At 70.4% G+C, this 16,129-nt stretch carries 15 protein-coding genes; 10 read left to right on the top strand and 5 right to left on the bottom strand.

What is annotated here, in order from left to right; genetic code table 11:
• Window positions 1–28 precede the first annotated feature (28 nt).
• Together aceE and IE255_RS03750 are read left to right on the top strand one after the other, a co-directional pair.
• Entirely contained in the window at window positions 29–2,776 is a 2,748-nt protein-coding gene (gene aceE, locus IE255_RS03755; protein WP_190048637.1) for a pyruvate dehydrogenase (acetyl-transferring), homodimeric type, read from the top strand.
• A 78-nt stretch (window positions 2,777–2,854) separates the two neighbouring features.
• A complete protein-coding gene (locus tag IE255_RS03750; RefSeq protein ID WP_190048636.1) occupies window positions 2,855–3,589 on the top strand; it encodes a potassium channel family protein in 735 nt (244 codons plus the stop codon).
• A 170-nt stretch (window positions 3,590–3,759) separates the two neighbouring features.
• Here the strand turns inward: IE255_RS03750 and IE255_RS03745 are convergent, their stop codons facing one another.
• Together IE255_RS03745 and IE255_RS03740 are read right to left on the bottom strand one after the other, a co-directional pair.
• Window positions 3,760–4,071: a small hydrophobic protein gene (locus tag IE255_RS03745; protein ID WP_190048635.1), complete on the bottom strand. Its 312-nt coding sequence runs from the start codon at window positions 4,069–4,071 to the stop codon at window positions 3,760–3,762.
• Between the two features lie 262 nt (window positions 4,072–4,333).
• Window positions 4,334–5,959, bottom strand: a complete 1,626-nt coding sequence (locus IE255_RS03740; RefSeq protein WP_190048634.1) for an MFS transporter — start codon at window positions 5,957–5,959, stop codon at window positions 4,334–4,336.
• A gap of 113 nt (window positions 5,960–6,072) precedes the next feature.
• Between IE255_RS03740 and IE255_RS03735 the strand changes: the two genes are divergently transcribed.
• From IE255_RS03735 to IE255_RS03725, 3 genes are all read left to right on the top strand, one after another.
• Window positions 6,073–6,759 (top strand): TetR family transcriptional regulator, encoded by a 687-nt coding sequence (locus IE255_RS03735; RefSeq protein WP_190048633.1) that lies wholly within the window; start codon window positions 6,073–6,075, stop codon window positions 6,757–6,759.
• A 73-nt stretch (window positions 6,760–6,832) separates the two neighbouring features.
• Window positions 6,833–8,041 (top strand): alpha/beta hydrolase, encoded by a 1,209-nt coding sequence (locus tag IE255_RS03730; RefSeq protein WP_190048632.1) that lies wholly within the window; start codon window positions 6,833–6,835, stop codon window positions 8,039–8,041.
• Between the two features lie 66 nt (window positions 8,042–8,107).
• On the top strand, window positions 8,108–8,965 hold the full coding sequence (locus IE255_RS03725; protein ID WP_190049343.1) for a DUF4429 domain-containing protein: 858 nt from the start codon (window positions 8,108–8,110) through the stop codon (window positions 8,963–8,965).
• A gap of 85 nt (window positions 8,966–9,050) precedes the next feature.
• Here the strand turns inward: IE255_RS03725 and IE255_RS03720 are convergent, their stop codons facing one another.
• Window positions 9,051–10,067 (bottom strand): aldo/keto reductase, encoded by a 1,017-nt coding sequence (locus IE255_RS03720; RefSeq protein WP_190048631.1) that lies wholly within the window; start codon window positions 10,065–10,067, stop codon window positions 9,051–9,053.
• Window positions 10,064–10,528, bottom strand: a complete 465-nt coding sequence (locus tag IE255_RS03715) for a MerR family transcriptional regulator (RefSeq protein WP_020271715.1) — start codon at window positions 10,526–10,528, stop codon at window positions 10,064–10,066. The genes IE255_RS03720 and IE255_RS03715 overlap by 4 nt, the downstream gene beginning before the upstream one ends.
• A 152-nt stretch (window positions 10,529–10,680) precedes the next feature.
• Here IE255_RS03715 and IE255_RS03710 point away from each other — a divergent pair, with 152 nt between their 5' ends.
• Entirely contained in the window at window positions 10,681–11,496 is an 816-nt protein-coding gene (locus IE255_RS03710) for a serine hydrolase domain-containing protein (RefSeq protein ID WP_190048630.1), read from the top strand.
• On the opposite strand, the gene IE255_RS03705 is transcribed toward IE255_RS03710, so the two are convergent.
• A complete protein-coding gene (locus tag IE255_RS03705) occupies window positions 11,493–12,143 on the bottom strand; it encodes a pirin family protein (protein ID WP_190049342.1) in 651 nt (216 codons plus the stop codon). The two genes, IE255_RS03710 and IE255_RS03705, sit on opposite strands and share 4 nt — an antisense overlap.
• Before the next feature lie 326 nt (window positions 12,144–12,469).
• Between IE255_RS03705 and fasR the strand changes: the two genes are divergently transcribed.
• From fasR to IE255_RS03685, 4 genes are all read left to right on the top strand, one after another.
• The gene (gene fasR, locus IE255_RS03700) at window positions 12,470–13,675 is read left to right on the top strand and encodes a fatty acid biosynthesis transcriptional regulator FasR (RefSeq protein ID WP_190048629.1); all 1,206 of its coding nucleotides are present in this window, start codon (window positions 12,470–12,472) and stop codon (window positions 13,673–13,675) included.
• Between the two features lie 89 nt (window positions 13,676–13,764).
• Entirely contained in the window at window positions 13,765–14,724 is a 960-nt protein-coding gene (locus IE255_RS03695) for an ACP S-malonyltransferase (RefSeq protein WP_190048628.1), read from the top strand.
• Between the two features lie 16 nt (window positions 14,725–14,740).
• Window positions 14,741–15,742 (top strand): ketoacyl-ACP synthase III, encoded by a 1,002-nt coding sequence (locus tag IE255_RS03690; protein ID WP_190048627.1) that lies wholly within the window; start codon window positions 14,741–14,743, stop codon window positions 15,740–15,742.
• Between the two features lie 82 nt (window positions 15,743–15,824).
• Window positions 15,825–16,073, top strand: a complete 249-nt coding sequence (locus IE255_RS03685; RefSeq protein WP_003989952.1) for an acyl carrier protein — start codon at window positions 15,825–15,827, stop codon at window positions 16,071–16,073.
• Window positions 16,074–16,129 lie beyond the last annotated feature (56 nt).

The following is a 16,129-nucleotide window of genomic DNA, read 5'->3' as shown; positions in this document are numbered from 1 at the left end:
CACGGCCCTCTGACAGGTAAGGAACAGCGTGGCTTCCGCATCCGATCGCAACCCGATCATCATTGGCGGCCTTCCGAGTCAGGTTCCTGACTTCGATCCCGAAGAGACGCAGGAGTGGCTCGACTCCCTCGACGCCGCCGTCGACGAGCGCGGCCGCGAGCGCGCCCGCTACCTGATGCTGCGGCTGATCGAGCGGGCCCGAGAGAAGCGCGTGGCCGTGCCGGAGATGCGCAGCACGGACTACGTCAACACCATCCCGACCAAGAGCGAGCCGTTCTTCCCGGGCAACGAGGAGATCGAGCGCAAGATCCTCAACGCGACCCGCTGGAACGCGGCCGTGATGGTCTCCCGGGCCCAGCGCCCCGGCATCGGCGTCGGCGGCCACATCGCCACGTTCGCCTCCTCCGCGTCCCTCTACGACGTCGGCTTCAACCACTTCTTCCGCGGCAAGGACGAGGGCGACGGCGGCGACCAGGTCTTCTTCCAGGGCCACGCCTCGCCGGGCATCTACGCCCGCGCCTTCATGCTGGACCGGCTCAGCGAGCAGCACCTGGACGGCTTCCGCCAGGAGAAGTCGAAGGCGCCGTACGGCCTGTCGTCGTACCCGCACCCGCGCCTGATGCCGGACTTCTGGGAGTTCCCGACGGTGTCGATGGGCCTCGGCCCGATCGGCGCGATCTACCAGGCGCGCATGAACCGCTACATGCACGCGCGCGGGATCGCCGACACCTCCAAGTCGCACGTGTGGGCGTTCCTCGGCGACGGCGAGATGGACGAGCCGGAGTCGCTGGGCCAGCTCACGCTCGCCGCCCGCGAGGGCCTGGACAACCTGACCTTCGTGGTCAACTGCAACCTCCAGCGCCTCGACGGCCCGGTGCGCGGCAACGGCAAGATCATCCAGGAGCTGGAGTCGGTCTTCCGCGGCGCCGGCTGGAACGTGATCAAGCTGGTCTGGGACCGCACCTGGGACCCGCTGCTGGCCCAGGACCGCGACGGCGTGCTGGTCAACAAGATGAACACCACGCCCGACGGACAGTTCCAGACGTACGCCACGGAGACCGGCGCGTACATCCGCGACCACTTCTTCGGCGACGACCACCGCCTGCGCGCGATGGTCGAGGGCATGACCGACGACCAGATCCTGCACCTGGGGCGCGGCGGCCACGACCACCGCAAGATCTTCGCGGCGTACAAGGCGGCCGTGGAGCACAAGGGCCAGCCGACGGTCATCCTGGCCAAGACGATCAAGGGCTGGACGCTGGGCCCGAACTTCGAGGGCCGCAACGCCACGCACCAGATGAAGAAGCTCACGGTCGACGACCTCAAGCGCTTCCGCGACCGTCTGCACCTGCCGATCTCGGACAAGGAGCTGGAGTCCGGCGTCCCGCCGTACTACCACCCGGGCCGGGACTCGGAGGAGATCCAGTACATGCACGACCGCCGCAAGGGCCTCGGCGGTTACGTCCCCACCCGCGTCGTCCGGTCCAAGCCGCTGCCGCTGCCCGAGGACAAGACGTACGCGACCGTGAAGAAGGGCTCGGGCCAGCAGTCCATCGCGACGACGATGGCGTTCGTCCGGCTCCTCAAGGACCTCATGCGGGACAAGGAGATCGGCAAGCGGTTCGTGCTGATCGCGCCGGACGAGTACCGCACGTTCGGCATGGACTCGTTCTTCCCGAGCGCGAAGATCTACAACCCGCTCGGCCAGCAGTACGAGTCGGTCGACCGTGACCTGCTGCTCGCCTACAAGGAGTCGCCGAACGGCCAGATGCTGCACGACGGCATCTCGGAGGCGGGCTGCACGGCCTCCCTGATCGCCGCCGGCTCGGCCTACGCGACCCACGGCGAGCCGCTGATCCCGGTCTACGTCTTCTACTCGATGTTCGGCTTCCAGCGCACCGGCGACCAGTTCTGGCAGATGGCCGACCAGCTGGCGCGCGGTTTCGTCCTGGGCGCGACCGCCGGCCGTACGACCCTGACCGGCGAGGGTCTCCAGCACGCGGACGGCCACTCCCAGCTGCTGGCCTCCACGAACCCGGGCTGCGTCGCGTACGACCCGGCGTTCGGCTTCGAGATCGCGCACATCGTGAAGGACGGGCTGCGCCGGATGTACGGCGGCTCCGAGGAGCACCCGCACGGCGAGGACGTCTTCTACTACCTGACCGTCTACAACGAGCCCATCCAGCACCCGGCCGAGCCGGAGAACGTGGACGTCGAGGGCATCCTCAAGGGCGTCTACCGCTTCAGCGAGGGCACGAGCGGCTCGATCCCGGCGCAGATCATGGCGTCCGGTGTCGCGGTGCCGTGGGCGGTCGAGGCGCAGAAGATCCTGGCCGAGGAGTGGAACGTCAAGGCGGACGTCTGGTCGGCGACCTCCTGGAACGAGCTGCGGCGCGAGGCCGTGGCCTGCGAGGAGCACAACCTGCTGCACCCCGAGGAGGAGCAGCGGGTGCCGTACGTGACGCGGAAGCTGGCCGAGGCGCAGGGGCCGGTCGTGGCCGTGTCCGACTGGATGCGGTCGGTTCCGGACCAGATCGCGCGCTGGGTGCCGCAGACCTACCAGTCGCTCGGCGCGGACGGCTTCGGCTTCGCCGACACCCGGGGTGCGGCGCGCCGCTTCTTCCACATCGACGCGCAGTCGATCGTGGTGGCGGTGCTGACCGAACTGGCCCGTGAGGGCAAGGTCGACCGGTCGGTGCTCAAGCAGGCCATCGACCGGTACCAGCTGCTCGACGTGTCGGCTGCCGACCCGGGGGTCGCGGGCGGCGACGCGTAACGCGCGGAGCCCAGGGGTGGTGCGCCTCACGGGTACACCGTGGGCACACCACCCCTTCACGTTTCCTACGATTCGGCCATGCAGCAGCAGTCGGCCCAACTCCGTTGGGAACAGCACACGCAGCGGCCCCTCTTCGGCCTCGCCCTGGCCTTCGCCGTCGCCTACGCCGTGCCGATCGTCCGGCCCGACGCGAGCGCCGGCGTCGTGGACCTGTGCACGGCGGTCGAATGGGTGGTGTGGGGCGCCTTCGCCCTCGACTACGTCATACGGCTCGCGCTCGCCGAGCAACGCCTGCTGTTCGTACGGACGCACTGGCTCGACCTGGGAGCGGTGCTGCTGCCGCTGCTCCAGCCGATGCGGCTGCTGCGGCTGGTGTCCACGCTGCTGCTCGTCGGGCAGCGGGCGCGGATGGCCTCGCAGATAAGGCTCACGACGTATGTCGGCGGCGCGGTGGTCGGGCTGCTGATGTTCGGGTCGCTGGCGGTGCTGTCGGTGGAGCGGGACTCGCCGGACGGGAACATCCGGACGTTGGGTGACGCGGTGTGGTGGTCCTTCACGACGATGACGACCGTCGGATACGGGGATCACGCGCCCACCACCGGGTTGGGGCGGATGCTGGCGGTGGGGTTGATGCTGTCCGGGATCGCGCTGCTCGGTGTGGTGACGGCGAACATCGCGGCGTGGTTCATCGCGCGGTTCGACAAGGACGATGTGGAGGAGCGGCGGCAGACGGAGGCGATAAGGGAGTTGACGGAGGAGGTGCGGGCACTGCGGGACGAACTGGCGGCGCTGAAGGGGACGTCGGTTGAGTAGCACTGTCCTCTGCGGCTGAGCCCCGGGCGTTGCGCAGCCCGGCGGAGCGGGGTGCCGCTGCGCCCACCCGTGCCGCCCCAAGCGGCACGACTGCCCGCAGCTCAGCGAGATGGCCCCCGGCAGCACCGCCGGAGGCCTTCCCTCACTTCCCCGGGTGGGACGGCATGGGGTCAGAACAGCATGCCGTTGCCCGGAGTCGCCGCTCCGGCCAGCCAGATGACCGCCAGGAGCGTGTCGATGGCGCCCAGTACCAGGGCGACCACGGCCGTGACGGGGCGGGAGCCCGCCCACGTGCGGCCCATGGCAAGCCAGCCGCAGACGATCGCCACGGGGCCGAGGATGATCCCCAGCACGAAGAATCCCGCGATCGCGCAGATGACTCCGATGATCCCGAGCGTCGCGCGATCCGGCCCGGTCCGTGACCACGTCCGGCCACGTGAGCGGGGGTGCCTGCGCGTACCATGTCCGAAGCTCGCCATCATCAACTCCCGTAAACCCTCAGTCGGTTGGGGTTCGGTTCGGGTACGCCATGGCGAGTACCCCCAAAGCGGGCTTCAATCCCGCTGCCTGCGCGCTGCCCCCCTCCAGCAGCGCGCCGCAGCGTCCGCCCTCCATGCCCTGCGGAGGACTTGACCCACTGTGACCTGCGACGCAGGCCCGAGGGGAGGGTTCGGCGGTTGTCTTCACCCTGATAGGCGAACGCCCCCGGGAGGAATCCCCCGGGGGCGCTTTTCGAAAAGGCCGTCAGATGTGGGCGGCGCCCGCGCCCGCGCCCGCGTTCTCACCGCGCTTCGTCAGGAACGCCACCAGCACCGCCACCACGGCGACGCCCGCGGCGACGAGTGACGCCGCGCTCATGCCGGAGATGAACGTGTCGTGCGCGACGCCCGTGATCTTCGCGGCGACCGCGTCCGGCGTGCCCGGGGCCACCGGCGGGACGCCGACCTGGACCGCCTCGGAGGCCTGGTGCTCCTGCTCCGGCGTGAGCGGCGGAAGCCCCGCCTTCGTCCAGTTGTCCGCGAGGTCGCTGTTGACCTTGGAGGCCATCACGGCGCCCAGCACGGCCGTGCCGAGGCTGCCGCCGATCTGCATGGCGGCCTGCTGGAGACCACCCGCGACACCCGACAGCTCCATCGGCGCGTTGCCCACGATGACCTCGGTCGCACCCACCATGACCGGCGCGAGGCCGAGGCCGAGCAGGGCGAACCAGAGCGACATGAGGCCGCTGCCGGTGTCCGTCTCCAGGGTCGACATCCCGTACATGGCGATGGCCGTGAGCGCCATACCGCCCGCGAGCGGGACCCGGGGACCGAACTTGGTGATCATCGCGCCGGCGAGCGGCGAGCCGACGATCATCATGCCGGTGAGCGGCAGCAGATGCAGACCCGCGTCGATCGGGCTCATGCCGTGCACGTTCTGCAGGTAGAACGTGACGAAGAACAGGCCTCCCATGAACGCGATGGCCATCAGGACCATCAGCACCACACCCGCGGACAGCGCCACGGAGCGGAACAGCGCGAGCGGGATCAGCGGCTCCTTCACCTTCGTCTCCCAGAAGGCGAAGAGGGCGAAGCCCAGCACGGAGACGCCGAGGAAGGCGAGCGTCTTGGCGTCGCCCCAGCCCCACTCGGACGGCGGGGCCTTGATGAGCGCCCACACCAGGCAGAACACGGAGGTCGACAGCAGGGCGATGCCCAGGATGTCGAAGGAGCGCGGGGCGTTCTCGGCGCGGTGGTCGAGCAGGATCCAGACGCCGAGGACCACGGCGAGGACACCGACCGGCACGTTGATGAAGAACACCGACTGCCAGTTGACGTGCTCGACGAGTACGCCGCCGAGGATCGGGCCGCCCGCGGTGGAGGCGCCGATGACCATGCCCCAGATGCCGATCGCCATGTTCAGCTTCTCGGCCGGGAAGGTGGCCCGCAGCAGCCCGAGCGCGGCCGGCATCAGCAGCGCGCCGAAGAGGCCCTGGAGGACGCGGAAGATGACGACGAAGGCGATGCTGTCGGACAGGCCGATGGCGCCGGAGGCGGCGGCGAAGCCGACGACGCCGATGAGGAAGGTCTGCCGGTGGCCGAAGCGGTCACCGAGCTTGCCCGCGGTGATCAGGGAGACAGCGAGGGCGAGGAAGTATCCGTTGGTGATCCACTGCACCTCGGCGAACGTGGCGCCGAGGTCCTTCTGGATGGCCGGGTTGGCTATGGCCACGATGGTGCCGTCGAGGGCCACCATCATGACCCCCACAGCGACGGTTATGAGGGTGAGCCAGGGGTGCCCTCGCAGCCCCTTGCCCGGCGTCGCGTCCGACGGCGCCGCCGGTGTGCCGCCCCCCGACCCCGTCGTGTCGATGGTGGTCTGACTAGTCATGCGTTCGAGGCTAATGACAGCCACTGACAGTTGACAAACCAATTCACTAGTCGGTAACTGACACGACATCCCCGTATAGCCTGAACTGGGAAAACAGTTCGGAGGAGAGGCCCTTGAAGACAGCGCACACGGCGACTCCGGCGGGAGCCGTCCGGCCGGCACCCCGCCTGGGCCTGCGCGAACGCAAGAAGCGGCGCACCCGGGACGCGCTGCTGCGGGCCGCCCTGGAGCTGTTCGCCACGCGCGGCTACGAGGAGACGACCGTCGACGACATCGCCTCCGCCGTCGACGTCTCGCAGCGCACCTTCTTCCGCTACTTCGCCGGCAAGGAGGAGACGGCGTTCTTCGTGCCACGGCTCGCGGAGGCGCTGGTCGTCGACGCCGTACGGGCCCGCCCGCCGGACGAGGCGCCGCTGGAGGCACTGCGCCGGGCCGTCCTGGAGAGCTGGGACACGATCAACGAGGCCGTCGAGGAGATCGTGCCGATCGAGCTGCACATGCGGGTCTACCGGGTGATCGAGTCGACGCCCGCGCTGCTCGCCGCCCATCTGCGGCGGGCGGCGGAACTGGAGGAGCAGCTCGCGGGCATCATCGCCGAGCGCGAGGGGCTCGATGTGGACGCGGACCCGCGGCCGAGGATCCTCGTCGCTCTCTTCGGCGGGGTGATTCGAGTCACCGAGCGGCTGTGGTCCGCGGGGGACGACCTCACCCTGGAAGGCATGCGCCAACTGACCACGACCTACCTCGATCAGGTGGGTCCCGCGCTGGCGGGGAACTGGCGTGCGGGGCAGTCCCCCTAGCACATACACCGAAACGTGATCCCGGTCACTTGGTTAACGCGAGACCCTCTCGTTCTCCTAGTGTGTCCTTTCAGTGACTTCCTTCGACACCACCCCGCAGCTGAACGTCTGGCGCGCACTGCTTGCTCTGGCCGTCGTGTTCGTGATGCTGGCGACCACCGGCTGGACGGCCCTGCGCAACCAGCGGGGCGCCACACCACTCCAGGCCTCGCTCTCCGCCTGGGAGCACGGCCGGATCGACGGTCACCGGCTGCCGGACCCGCAGTCCGAGCCGACGAAGCTGGCCCGCTTCTTCGCCTCGCTCACCGAGCGGGACCGCGCGAGCCTGGCCCGCAAGTATCCGCTCGCGGTCGGCAACATGAACGGCGCGCCCGTCGAGCTGCGCTACCGCGCCAACCGCATCGCGCTCGCCAAGGCGCGCGAGGTCGAGCGGGAACGCATGCACGACCAGCGCCTCACCCCGGCCGGGCAGCACGAGGCCGGCCGCAGGCTGCACCGCTTCGAGGACCTCATGGAGAAGGGGCGCCACATCCTCGCCTTCGACCCGGAGGGCTCGGGCCGGGTGGCGGAGGTCTTCGGCGACCTGCGCGAGGCGGACCGGGTCTCGGTCGTCGTCCCCGGCGTGGACACCGACCTGCTCACCTTCCAGCGCACCCGCCGCAAGTACTCGGCGCCCGCAGGCATGGCCGAGTCCCTGTACGCGGCGGAGCGTAAGGCGAGCCCCTCGACCCGGACGGCCGTGATCGCCTGGGCCGACTACACGGCACCCAGCGGGCTCGGCATCGACTCGGCGACGGCGATGCGCGCCGAGGAGGGCGCCGTACGGCTGAACGCGCTGGTGCGGGCGCTGCCCGGCGGCGCGCCGGTGTCGCTGTTCTGCCACAGCTACGGCTCGGTGGTCTGCGGGGTCGCCGCGCACTCGCTGCCGGGCCGGGTCTCCGACATCGCGGTGGCGGGCAGCCCCGGCATGCGCGTGGAGAAGGCCGCCCAACTGCACACCAGCGCCCGGGTGTGGGCGATGCGGGACGCCGACGACTGGATCCAGGACGTGCCGTACCTGGAGGTCGGCGGGCTGGGCCACGGGGCGGATCCGGTGTCCGCAGGGTTCGGGGCGCGGGTGCTGTCCGCGCAGGGCGCGAAGGGGCACGCCGGCTACTTCGAGCCGGGCACGGCAAGTCTGATGAATTTCGCAGAGATCGGCGTTGGCGCATACCGCTCGGTGCACTGCGCGCACGAAGACGGCGTCTGCCGTACCGGTTTGTCCGGCACGGCGGCGGTCTGACGCGCGTAGAGGCGAAGGAACTGCGGTCTGCTCGGGAGGGGGACGGAGGAGCGCGTGCCGCATACGATGAGCCGCATGGGTGACGTACTGGCCGGATTTCATGCCGCCTGGGAGTTCGAGTCCGACTCCGTGCTCATCCGCTACGAACGGGGGATTCGAACACCCAAGCTCTTCCAGGCGCTCGGGGAACGTCGTGTGCCCCTGGAGGCGATCGCCGGTGTGACGCTGACGCGCGGCAAGCGCGGCACGGTCGTGCTGCGCGTCGAGCCGCGGCCCGGTGCGGACCCGCTGATGGAGGCGGCCGCCGGGCAGCTGAAGGAGAGCGGCGATCCCTACCGGCTGGTGCTGCCCGCCGAGCGGGAGGTGCTCGCGGAGTACTACGCCGACGAGCTGCGGGGGCTGCTGACGGAGTCCGGGCCGGCGGATCGGTTCCTCGTGGAGCCGCCGAAGGGGCCGCTGTCGTTCAAGGCGTACGACGGGAAGGCGACCTTCGACGGGCGGACCGTGAGCTTCCGGTGGTTCTGGACAGGGGCGTCGTCGGCGAAGTGGAAGGCCGGGGACCAGAGTTTCTCCGTCGGGGAGCTGAACGGGGTGGAGTGGCGGTCGCCGGAGGTGTTCGAGGGGCATCTGCGGTTGCTGCGGCGGGATGCGGGTGAGTCCGCGGTGCAGGCCGACCAGGATCCGGCGGCGGTGGTGTTCGGGCTGGGGTACGGGCCTGTGCACGAGTCGCTGCCGTTCGCGGCGGCGGTGCTTTCCGCGGTGCGGACGTCCAGTCCGGTGGCCGCCGTTCCCGCGGCTGCGCCGCGCCGTGACCCCGCGGACATCGCCGAGCGGATCCGGCATCTCGGGGAGTTGCATCAGGCCGGGTTGGTGACCGATGAGGAGTTTTCGGTCAAGAAGGCGGAGTTGTTGGCGGAGCTTTAGCGTCTGCGAGGTGCTGCGCGCCGGCGGGTGCGGGCTGAGTGTGGCCGGTCGCGCAGTTCCCCGCGCCCCTGAAAAGAAGGACCCTCTACTCCCGGCCCGCTGAAGTGAACGCCATGTCCGCGTAACGGTTGCCCGCCACCTGGGCCGCGATGCCGTTCAGCAGGTCCAGTTGTTCGTCCGTCAGGACGATCCTGGTCGCCGCGGTGTTCTCCTCCACCCTGGAGGGCTTGCGGGTGCCGGGGATCGGGATCACCGGGAGGTCGTGGATCGTCGTCTGCTGCTGGACCCAGGCCAGGGCGATCTGGCCGAGGGAGGCGTCGTGGGCCTCGGCCACCGAGCGGATCAGTTCCAGCAGGGTCGCGTTGGCCGTCGCGTTGTCGCCCGTGAAGCGGGGCTGCTGGCGGCGGAAGTCATCCGGCGTCAGATCCTGCTCGGCGTCGGTGAAGGAGCCGGTCAGGAAGCCGCGGCCGAGGGGCGAGTACGGGACGAGGGCCACGCCCAGGTCGCGGGCCGCCGGGACGACGTGCGTCTCGATGTCGCGGCTGAACAGCGACCACTCCGACTGCACGGCCGCGATCGGGTGCACCGCGTGCGCGGCGCGCAGTTCGTCCGCCGTCACCTCGCTCAGGCCCAGGTGCTTGACCTTGCCCTCGCGGACCAGGTCGGCCATCGTGCCGACGCTCTCCTCGATCGGCACGTTCACATCGCGCCGGTGCATGTAGTAGAGGTCGATGACGTCGACGTCGAGGCGCTTCAGGCTCGCCTCGACGGCCTGGCGGATGTAGGGCGGGTCGTTGCGGATGACCCGGCGCGTCGGGTCGTCCGGCGGGATCGACAGGGCGAACTTGGTCGCGATCACGACCTCGTCGCGGTGGGCCTTGAAGAACGGTGACAGGAACCGCTCGTTCTCGCCGGCGCCGTACGCGTCGGCCGTGTCGTAGAAGGTGACGCCCAGTTCGAGCGCCCGTTCCAGGGTGGCCCGGGACGCGTCCGCGTCCGTGGGGCCGTAGGCGAAGCTCATGCCCATGCAGCCGAGGCCCTGGACGCCCACCTCGGGGCCGTTGTCGCCGAGCTTGGCCGTCGTGATCCTGCCGTCCGTCATCGGGACCTCTCCGACGCCAGGGCCCGCCCGGCGTCCGCGTAGAAACTGATCTTCCTGTCGAGCACGGCGAGGGTGCCGCGGAGTTCGTCGATCCTGGCCAGGACGTCCTCGCGGGTCGTCTTCAGCAGCTCGAAGCGCTCGCCGTAGGTGTGGTCGCCCTCGCGCACCAGTTCCGCGTACCGGACCATGTCGGCCACCGGCATGCCCGTCAGGCGGAGCTTGCCGACGAGGTCGAGCCAGTCGAGGTCGCGGTTGGTGTAGCGGCGCTGGCCGGTGTGGGAGCGGTCGATGTGCGGCATCAGGCCGATGCGCTCGTACCAGCGCAGGGTGTGTGCCGTCAGGCCGGTCAAGGCGACGACCTCGCTGATCGTGTAGCGGTCCTCCCCGTCCGGGCGCCGGTTCTGCTGCGGCGGGCCGGCGCAGGTGTCGGTCCTGGTGCCCGTGGTCTCCATCACCGTCATGGCCCCCACGCTAGGACCTTGGAGTGCACTCCAAGCAAGCGCCGACGGTAAGAAATCGGCAGGACGCCTCCTGATCCGGCTGGGAAGCGTATCTCCGGCCCGAGCCCTACCCCTTGCCGGAGCCGGCGCCCGGAGCGCATAGGCTCGAACGCATGTCGTTGAAGAGCCTCGCGTTGATCGAGAACTGGCCGGTTCCCACCGCCGCGGCGGGTGTCGTACGAGCGGACGGCACCGTCCTCGGCACCCACGGCCCGGCCGGGCGGCGGTTCCCGCTCGCGTCGGTGACCAAGCCGCTGGCCGCCTACGCGGTGCTCGTCGCGTACGAGGAGGGGGCCATCGAGTTCGACGAGCCCGCCGGTCCCACCGGGTCGACGGTCCGGCACCTGCTCGCGCACACCTCGGGCCTCGCCTTCGACGAGCACAGGGTCACGGCCCCGCCCGGGGAGCGGCGGCTGTACTCGAACGCCGGCTTCGAGCAGCTCGGCGAGCATGTCGCGAAGGCGACCGACATCCCGTTCGCGGAGTACCTGCGGCAGGCCGTGCTGGAGCCGCTGGGCATGACCTCGACGACGCTGGAGGGCTCTCCGGCCAAGGACGGGGTGTCCACGGTCGAGGACCTGCTGCGGTTCGCGGCCGAGGTGCAGGCGCCGCGCCTGCTGGATCCCCGTACGGTCGCCGAGGCGATGGCCGTGCACTACCCGGGCACGAAGGGCGTCCTGCCGGGGTACGGCCACCAGAACCCCAATGACTGGGGGCTCGGCTTCGAGATCCGCGACTCCAAGTCGCCGCACTGGACGGGCACTTCGTCCTCCCCGCGGACGTTCGGGCATTTCGGGCAGTCCGGTACGTTCCTGTGGATCGACCCCGACGCTCGGGCGGCGTGCGTGGCGCTGACGGACCGGGCGTTCGGGCCGTGGGCGATCGAGGCGTGGCCGGTGTTCACGGACGCGGTGCTCGCGGAGCTCTAGGCCATCTCCCAGATGAGGAGCTCGGCCTCGGTCACGCCCTCGGCCTCCAGGCCCTTGGCGTCGGTGACCCGGGCCGCGTCACCGGCGCCCAGCTCCTCGCCGTCCAGGCGTACCGCACCGCGGACGACGTGCACGTACGTGTACGCCCCGTCCGGCACCGCGGTCCGCTCCCCCGCCCCCAGCCGCCGTACGTGCAGCATCGCGCCGGCCTCCGGCACAGCGTACGGCGTGGAGTCCGCGATGCCGTGCACGACCTCGTAGAACGGGTCGCCGCCGGGCTGGAGCGGGGCCAGCCACATCTGGATGAACGTCAGGGGCTCCGGGCCGTCGTTGCGCTCCACGTGGCGCACCCCGCCCGCCGAGCTGAGCCGCTGCACGTCCCCGTGGCGCACCACCGACTCGTGCCCCGTGGAGTCCCGGTGCGTCAGCTCGCCCTCCACCACCCACGTCACGATCTCCGTGTGACTGTGCGGGTGCTCGTCGAACCCGGCCCCCGGGGCCAGGCGCTCCTCGTTGCACGCGAGCACCTGGCCGAAGCGGAGGTTGTCCGGGTCGTAGTGGGACCCGAAGGAGAAGGCGTGCCGACTCTCGATTCCGGCCGCCGGGTCGCCGCCCTGGTAGCGCTCGTCAGCGCGCCGAATGTCCATCACGGGGTCCACGGTAGGCCCTGCCCGGCGGATCAGGTCGCAGTGAAGCAACGGCAACTGGTCAGCGCCGGTGAGCGGGGTCATGGGGGTACCTCCCTGCTCGAGCGCAGCCGAGAGCTTGGGGGAGCGTGCAGCTGCAAGGCGGAGGAGGGCGTCGACGCGATGGGGGTCCCCCCTGCTCGAGCGAAGTCGAGAGCTTGGGGGAGTCGGGGACCGACGACAACGCCGCAGATGGGCGTGCCAGACCCCGCGTCTGCGACCTGATCCGCCGGGCAGGGCCTGACCCGGCCACGCACCTTCCCGTCCGGATAAGGCAGTCTTGTCCCGTGCCCGAACCCGAAACCAGCAAGAACGAAGTCGCAGCGCACCCCTTCCATCCGCATGCCGCGACGCTGAAGCGGCTGGAGAAGTCGTCCGGATCGCTCGCCGCGCAGGCCATCGCGCGGATGGACGAGACGCTGCCCTGGTACCGGGCCATGCCCCCGGAGAACCGTTCCTGGATCGGTCTGGTCGCGCAGGCGGGCATCGCCGCTTTCACCGAGTGGTTCCGGCACCCGGACGCCCCGCAGGCCATCTCCACCGACGTGTTCGGCACCGCGCCGCGCGAGCTGACCCGGGCGATCACGCTGCGGCAGACCGTGGAGATGGTGCGCACCACCATCGAGGTCATGGAGTCCGCGATCGACGAGGTCGCGGCCCCCGGCGACGAGAGCGTGCTGCGCGAGGCGCTGCTCGTCTACGCCCGGGAGATCGCCTTCGCCACCGCCCAGGTGTACGCCCAGGCCGCCGAGGCACGCGGCGCCTGGGACGCCCGCCTGGAGTCCCTGGTCGTGAACGCCGTGCTCAGCGGCGAGGCCGACGAGGGCGCCGTGTCTCGGGCCGCCGCCCTCGGCTGGAACTCGCCCGAGCATGTGTGCGTGGTGCTCGGCACGGCACCCGACGGGGACAGCGAACTGACCGTCGAGGCGATCCGGCGCGCCGCCCGGCACGCCAAGCTCCAGGTGCTCACCGGGGTGCTCGGGGACCGGCTGGTCGTGATCGCCGGCGGCAGCGACAACCCGCTGGCCGTCGCCAAGTCGCTGATCGGCCCGTACGCGGCCGGGCCTGTCGTGGCGGGCCCGGTGGTGCCGGACCTGCTGGCCGCGACCCGGTCCGCGCAGGCCGCCGCGGCCGGGCTGAAGGCGTGTTCCGCCTGGCAGGACGCCCCGCGCCCGGTCCTGGCGGACGACCTGCTCCCGGAGCGGGCGATCGCCGGTGATCCCTCGGCCCGCGAGCAGCTGGTGGAGGAGATCTACAGACCGCTGGAGGAGGCCGGGGCCGCGCTCCTGGAAACCCTGAGCGTCTATCTGGAACAGGCGAGCAGTCTCGAAGGCGCCGCCCGGATGCTGTTCGTGCATCCCAACACCGTCCGCTACCGGCTTCGACGTGTGACTGACGTCACCGGATGGTCACCCTCCGATGTACGCTCTGCGTTCACGCTGCGGATCGCGCTGATCCTGGGGCGTCTGGTCGATGGAGATCTCCAGCCCTAAGGTTTTGTCGGGGCTCGACAAAACCCCCTCGTGTTCTTCGTCCCTGTCCCCACGGGCGGCCGTGCCCGTCTCCAAGAGAGAGTGTGAGAGTGCTCGTACTCGTCGCTCCCGGCCAGGGCGCCCAGACGCCCGGCTTCCTGACTGAATGGCTCGCCTTCCCCGGTGTCCGCGGTGCCCTCGAGGCCTGGTCGGACGCCGCGGGGCTCGACCTGATCCGTTACGGCACCGAGGCCGACGCGGAGGAGATCCGCGACACCGCGGTGGCGCAGCCGCTGCTGGTAGCGGCCGGCCTGGCGTCCGCGTACCTGCTGTTCGAGGACCCGGCCGACCTCTCGCGGAAGGTCGGCGCCATCGCCGGGCACAGCGTCGGCGAGTTCACCGCCGCCTCGCTGGCCGGGGTGCTCCCGCACGAGGAGGCGCTCCGTCTGGTCCGCACCCGCGGCCGCGCCATGGCCGAGGCCGCCGCCGTCACCGAGACGGGCATGGCCGCGCTGCTGGGCGGCGACCCGGAAGTGACGGTTCCCCATCTGACGAAGCTGGGGCTGACCCCGGCGAACATCAACGGCGCGGGCCAGATCGTCGCGGCGGGCACCAAGGAGCAGCTCGCCGCGCTGGAGGCGGACAAGCCCGAGGGCGTGCGCAAGGTCGTCGCGCTGAAGGTCGCCGGCGCCTTCCACACCCACCACATGGCCCCCGCGGTCGAGACGCTGGCGAAGGCCGCCGCCGACGCCCGGGGAACCGGTGACCCGAAGGTGACCTGGGTCTCCAACGCGGACGGGCAGGCCGTAGCCGCCGGCGCCGAGGTGCTGGAGCGTCTGGTCGGCCAGGTCGCCAACCCGGTCCGCTGGGACCTGTGCATGGAGACCTTCAAGGAGCTCGGTGTCACGGCCCTGATCGAGGTGTGCCCCGGCGGCACCCTCACCGGCCTCGCCAAGCGGGCCCTGCCCGGGGTGAAGACGCTGGCCCTGAAGTCCCCCGCCGACCTGGACGCGGCTCGCGAGCTCATCGCCGAGGCGCCGACACCTGCCGCTGACGCGGCGGGTGCCTGACAAGGAGCCCGAGAGCATGGCGAAGATCAAGCCCAGCAAGGGCGCCCCGTACGCCCGCATCCTGGGTGTCGGCGGCTACCGCCCGACCCGGGTCGTGCCGAACGAGGTGATCCTGGAGACGATCGAGTCGTCCGACGAGTGGATCCGCTCGCGCTCCGGCATCGAGACCCGGCACTGGGCGAATGACGAGGAGACCGTCGCCGCGATGTCGGTGGAGGCGTCCGGCAAGGCGATCGCCGACGCCGGGATCTCCGTCGAGCAGATCGGCGGCGTGATCGTCTCGACCGTCTCGCACTTCAAGCAGACCCCGGCCGTGGCCACCGAGATCGCCGACAAGCTGGGCACCGACAAGGCCGCCGCCTTCGACATCTCGGCCGGCTGCGCGGGCTTCGGCTACGGCCTGACCCTCGCCAAGGGCATGATCGTCGAGGGCTCGGCGGAGTACGTCCTGGTGATCGGCGTCGAGCGGCTGAGCGACCTGACCGACCTGGAGGACCGGGCGACGGCCTTCCTGTTCGGCGACGGTGCCGGCGCGGTCGTGGTCGGCCCGTCCCAGGAGCCGGCGATCGGCCCGACCGTGTGGGGCTCCGAGGGCGACAAGTCCGACACCATCAAGCAGACCGTGCCGTGGACGGACTACCGCGACGGGACGGTCGAGAAGTTCCCCGCGATCACCCAGGAAGGCCAGGCGGTGTTCCGCTGGGCCGTGTTCGAGATGGCGAAGGTCGCCCAGCAGGCGCTGGACGCGGCCGGGATCACCGTGGACGACCTGGACGTCTTCATCCCGCACCAGGCCAACGTGCGGATCATCGACTCGATGGTGAAGACGCTGAAACTGCCGGAGCATGTCACGGTCGCCCGTGACATCCGCACCACCGGCAACACCTCGGCCGCCTCGATCCCGCTCGCGATGGAGCGGCTCCTGGCGACCGGTGAGGCGAAGAGCGGCGACACCGCGCTCGTCATCGGCTTCGGGGCAGGTCTCGTCTACGCCGCGACTGTCGTTACCCTCCCCTAGGCACTCCGTTCCGGATCATGCGGTCCGGGACGGGAAGAACCACCTGCCACACCCTCTGGAACATCTACGAAGGAGCGCCGACATGGCCGCCACTCAGGAAGAGATCGTCGCCGGTCTCGCCGAGATCGTGAACGAGATCGCCGGCATCCCGGTTGAGGACGTCCAGCTGGACAAGTCCTTCACCGACGACCTGGACGTCGACTCGCTGTCCATGGTCGAGGTCGTCGTCGCCGCCGAAGAGCGCTTCGACGTCAAGATCCCGGACGAGGACGTCAAGAACCTCAAGACGGTCGGCGACGCGACTGACTACATCCTCAAGCACCAGGGCTGATCGGCCGATCCGGCCTTTGGGCTGACTGCCCCGCCACCCGGCGGTGGCGCCGTTGT

This window comes from Streptomyces lomondensis (assembly GCF_014651035.1).
Lineage (GTDB): Bacteria > Actinomycetota > Actinomycetes > Streptomycetales > Streptomycetaceae > Streptomyces > Streptomyces lomondensis.
This window is presented reverse-complemented; position numbering and strand designations above follow the sequence as displayed.

What these genes read in the sequence shown, in the direction of transcription:
- IE255_RS03690 (WP_190048627.1), top strand. Translation starts at nt 14,741, where the DNA reads ATGGCGAAGATCAAGCCCAGCAAGGGCGCCCCGTACGCCCGCATCCTG.
- IE255_RS03725 (WP_190049343.1), top strand. Translation starts at nt 8,108, where the DNA reads ATGAGCCGCATGGGTGACGTACTGGCCGGATTTCATGCCGCCTGGGAG.
- IE255_RS03720 (WP_190048631.1), bottom strand. Translation starts at nt 10,067, where the DNA reads ATGACGGACGGCAGGATCACGACGGCCAAGCTCGGCGACAACGGCCCC.
- IE255_RS03745 (WP_190048635.1), bottom strand. Translation starts at nt 4,071, where the DNA reads ATGATGGCGAGCTTCGGACATGGTACGCGCAGGCACCCCCGCTCACGT.
- IE255_RS03740 (WP_190048634.1), bottom strand. Translation starts at nt 5,959, where the DNA reads ATGACTAGTCAGACCACCATCGACACGACGGGGTCGGGGGGCGGCACA.
- IE255_RS03750 (WP_190048636.1), top strand. Translation starts at nt 2,855, where the DNA reads ATGCAGCAGCAGTCGGCCCAACTCCGTTGGGAACAGCACACGCAGCGG.
- IE255_RS03710 (WP_190048630.1), top strand. Translation starts at nt 10,681, where the DNA reads ATGTCGTTGAAGAGCCTCGCGTTGATCGAGAACTGGCCGGTTCCCACC.
- IE255_RS03705 (WP_190049342.1), bottom strand. Translation starts at nt 12,143, where the DNA reads ATGGACATTCGGCGCGCTGACGAGCGCTACCAGGGCGGCGACCCGGCG.
- IE255_RS03685 (WP_003989952.1), top strand. Translation starts at nt 15,825, where the DNA reads ATGGCCGCCACTCAGGAAGAGATCGTCGCCGGTCTCGCCGAGATCGTG.
- IE255_RS03715 (WP_020271715.1), bottom strand. Translation starts at nt 10,528, where the DNA reads ATGACGGTGATGGAGACCACGGGCACCAGGACCGACACCTGCGCCGGC.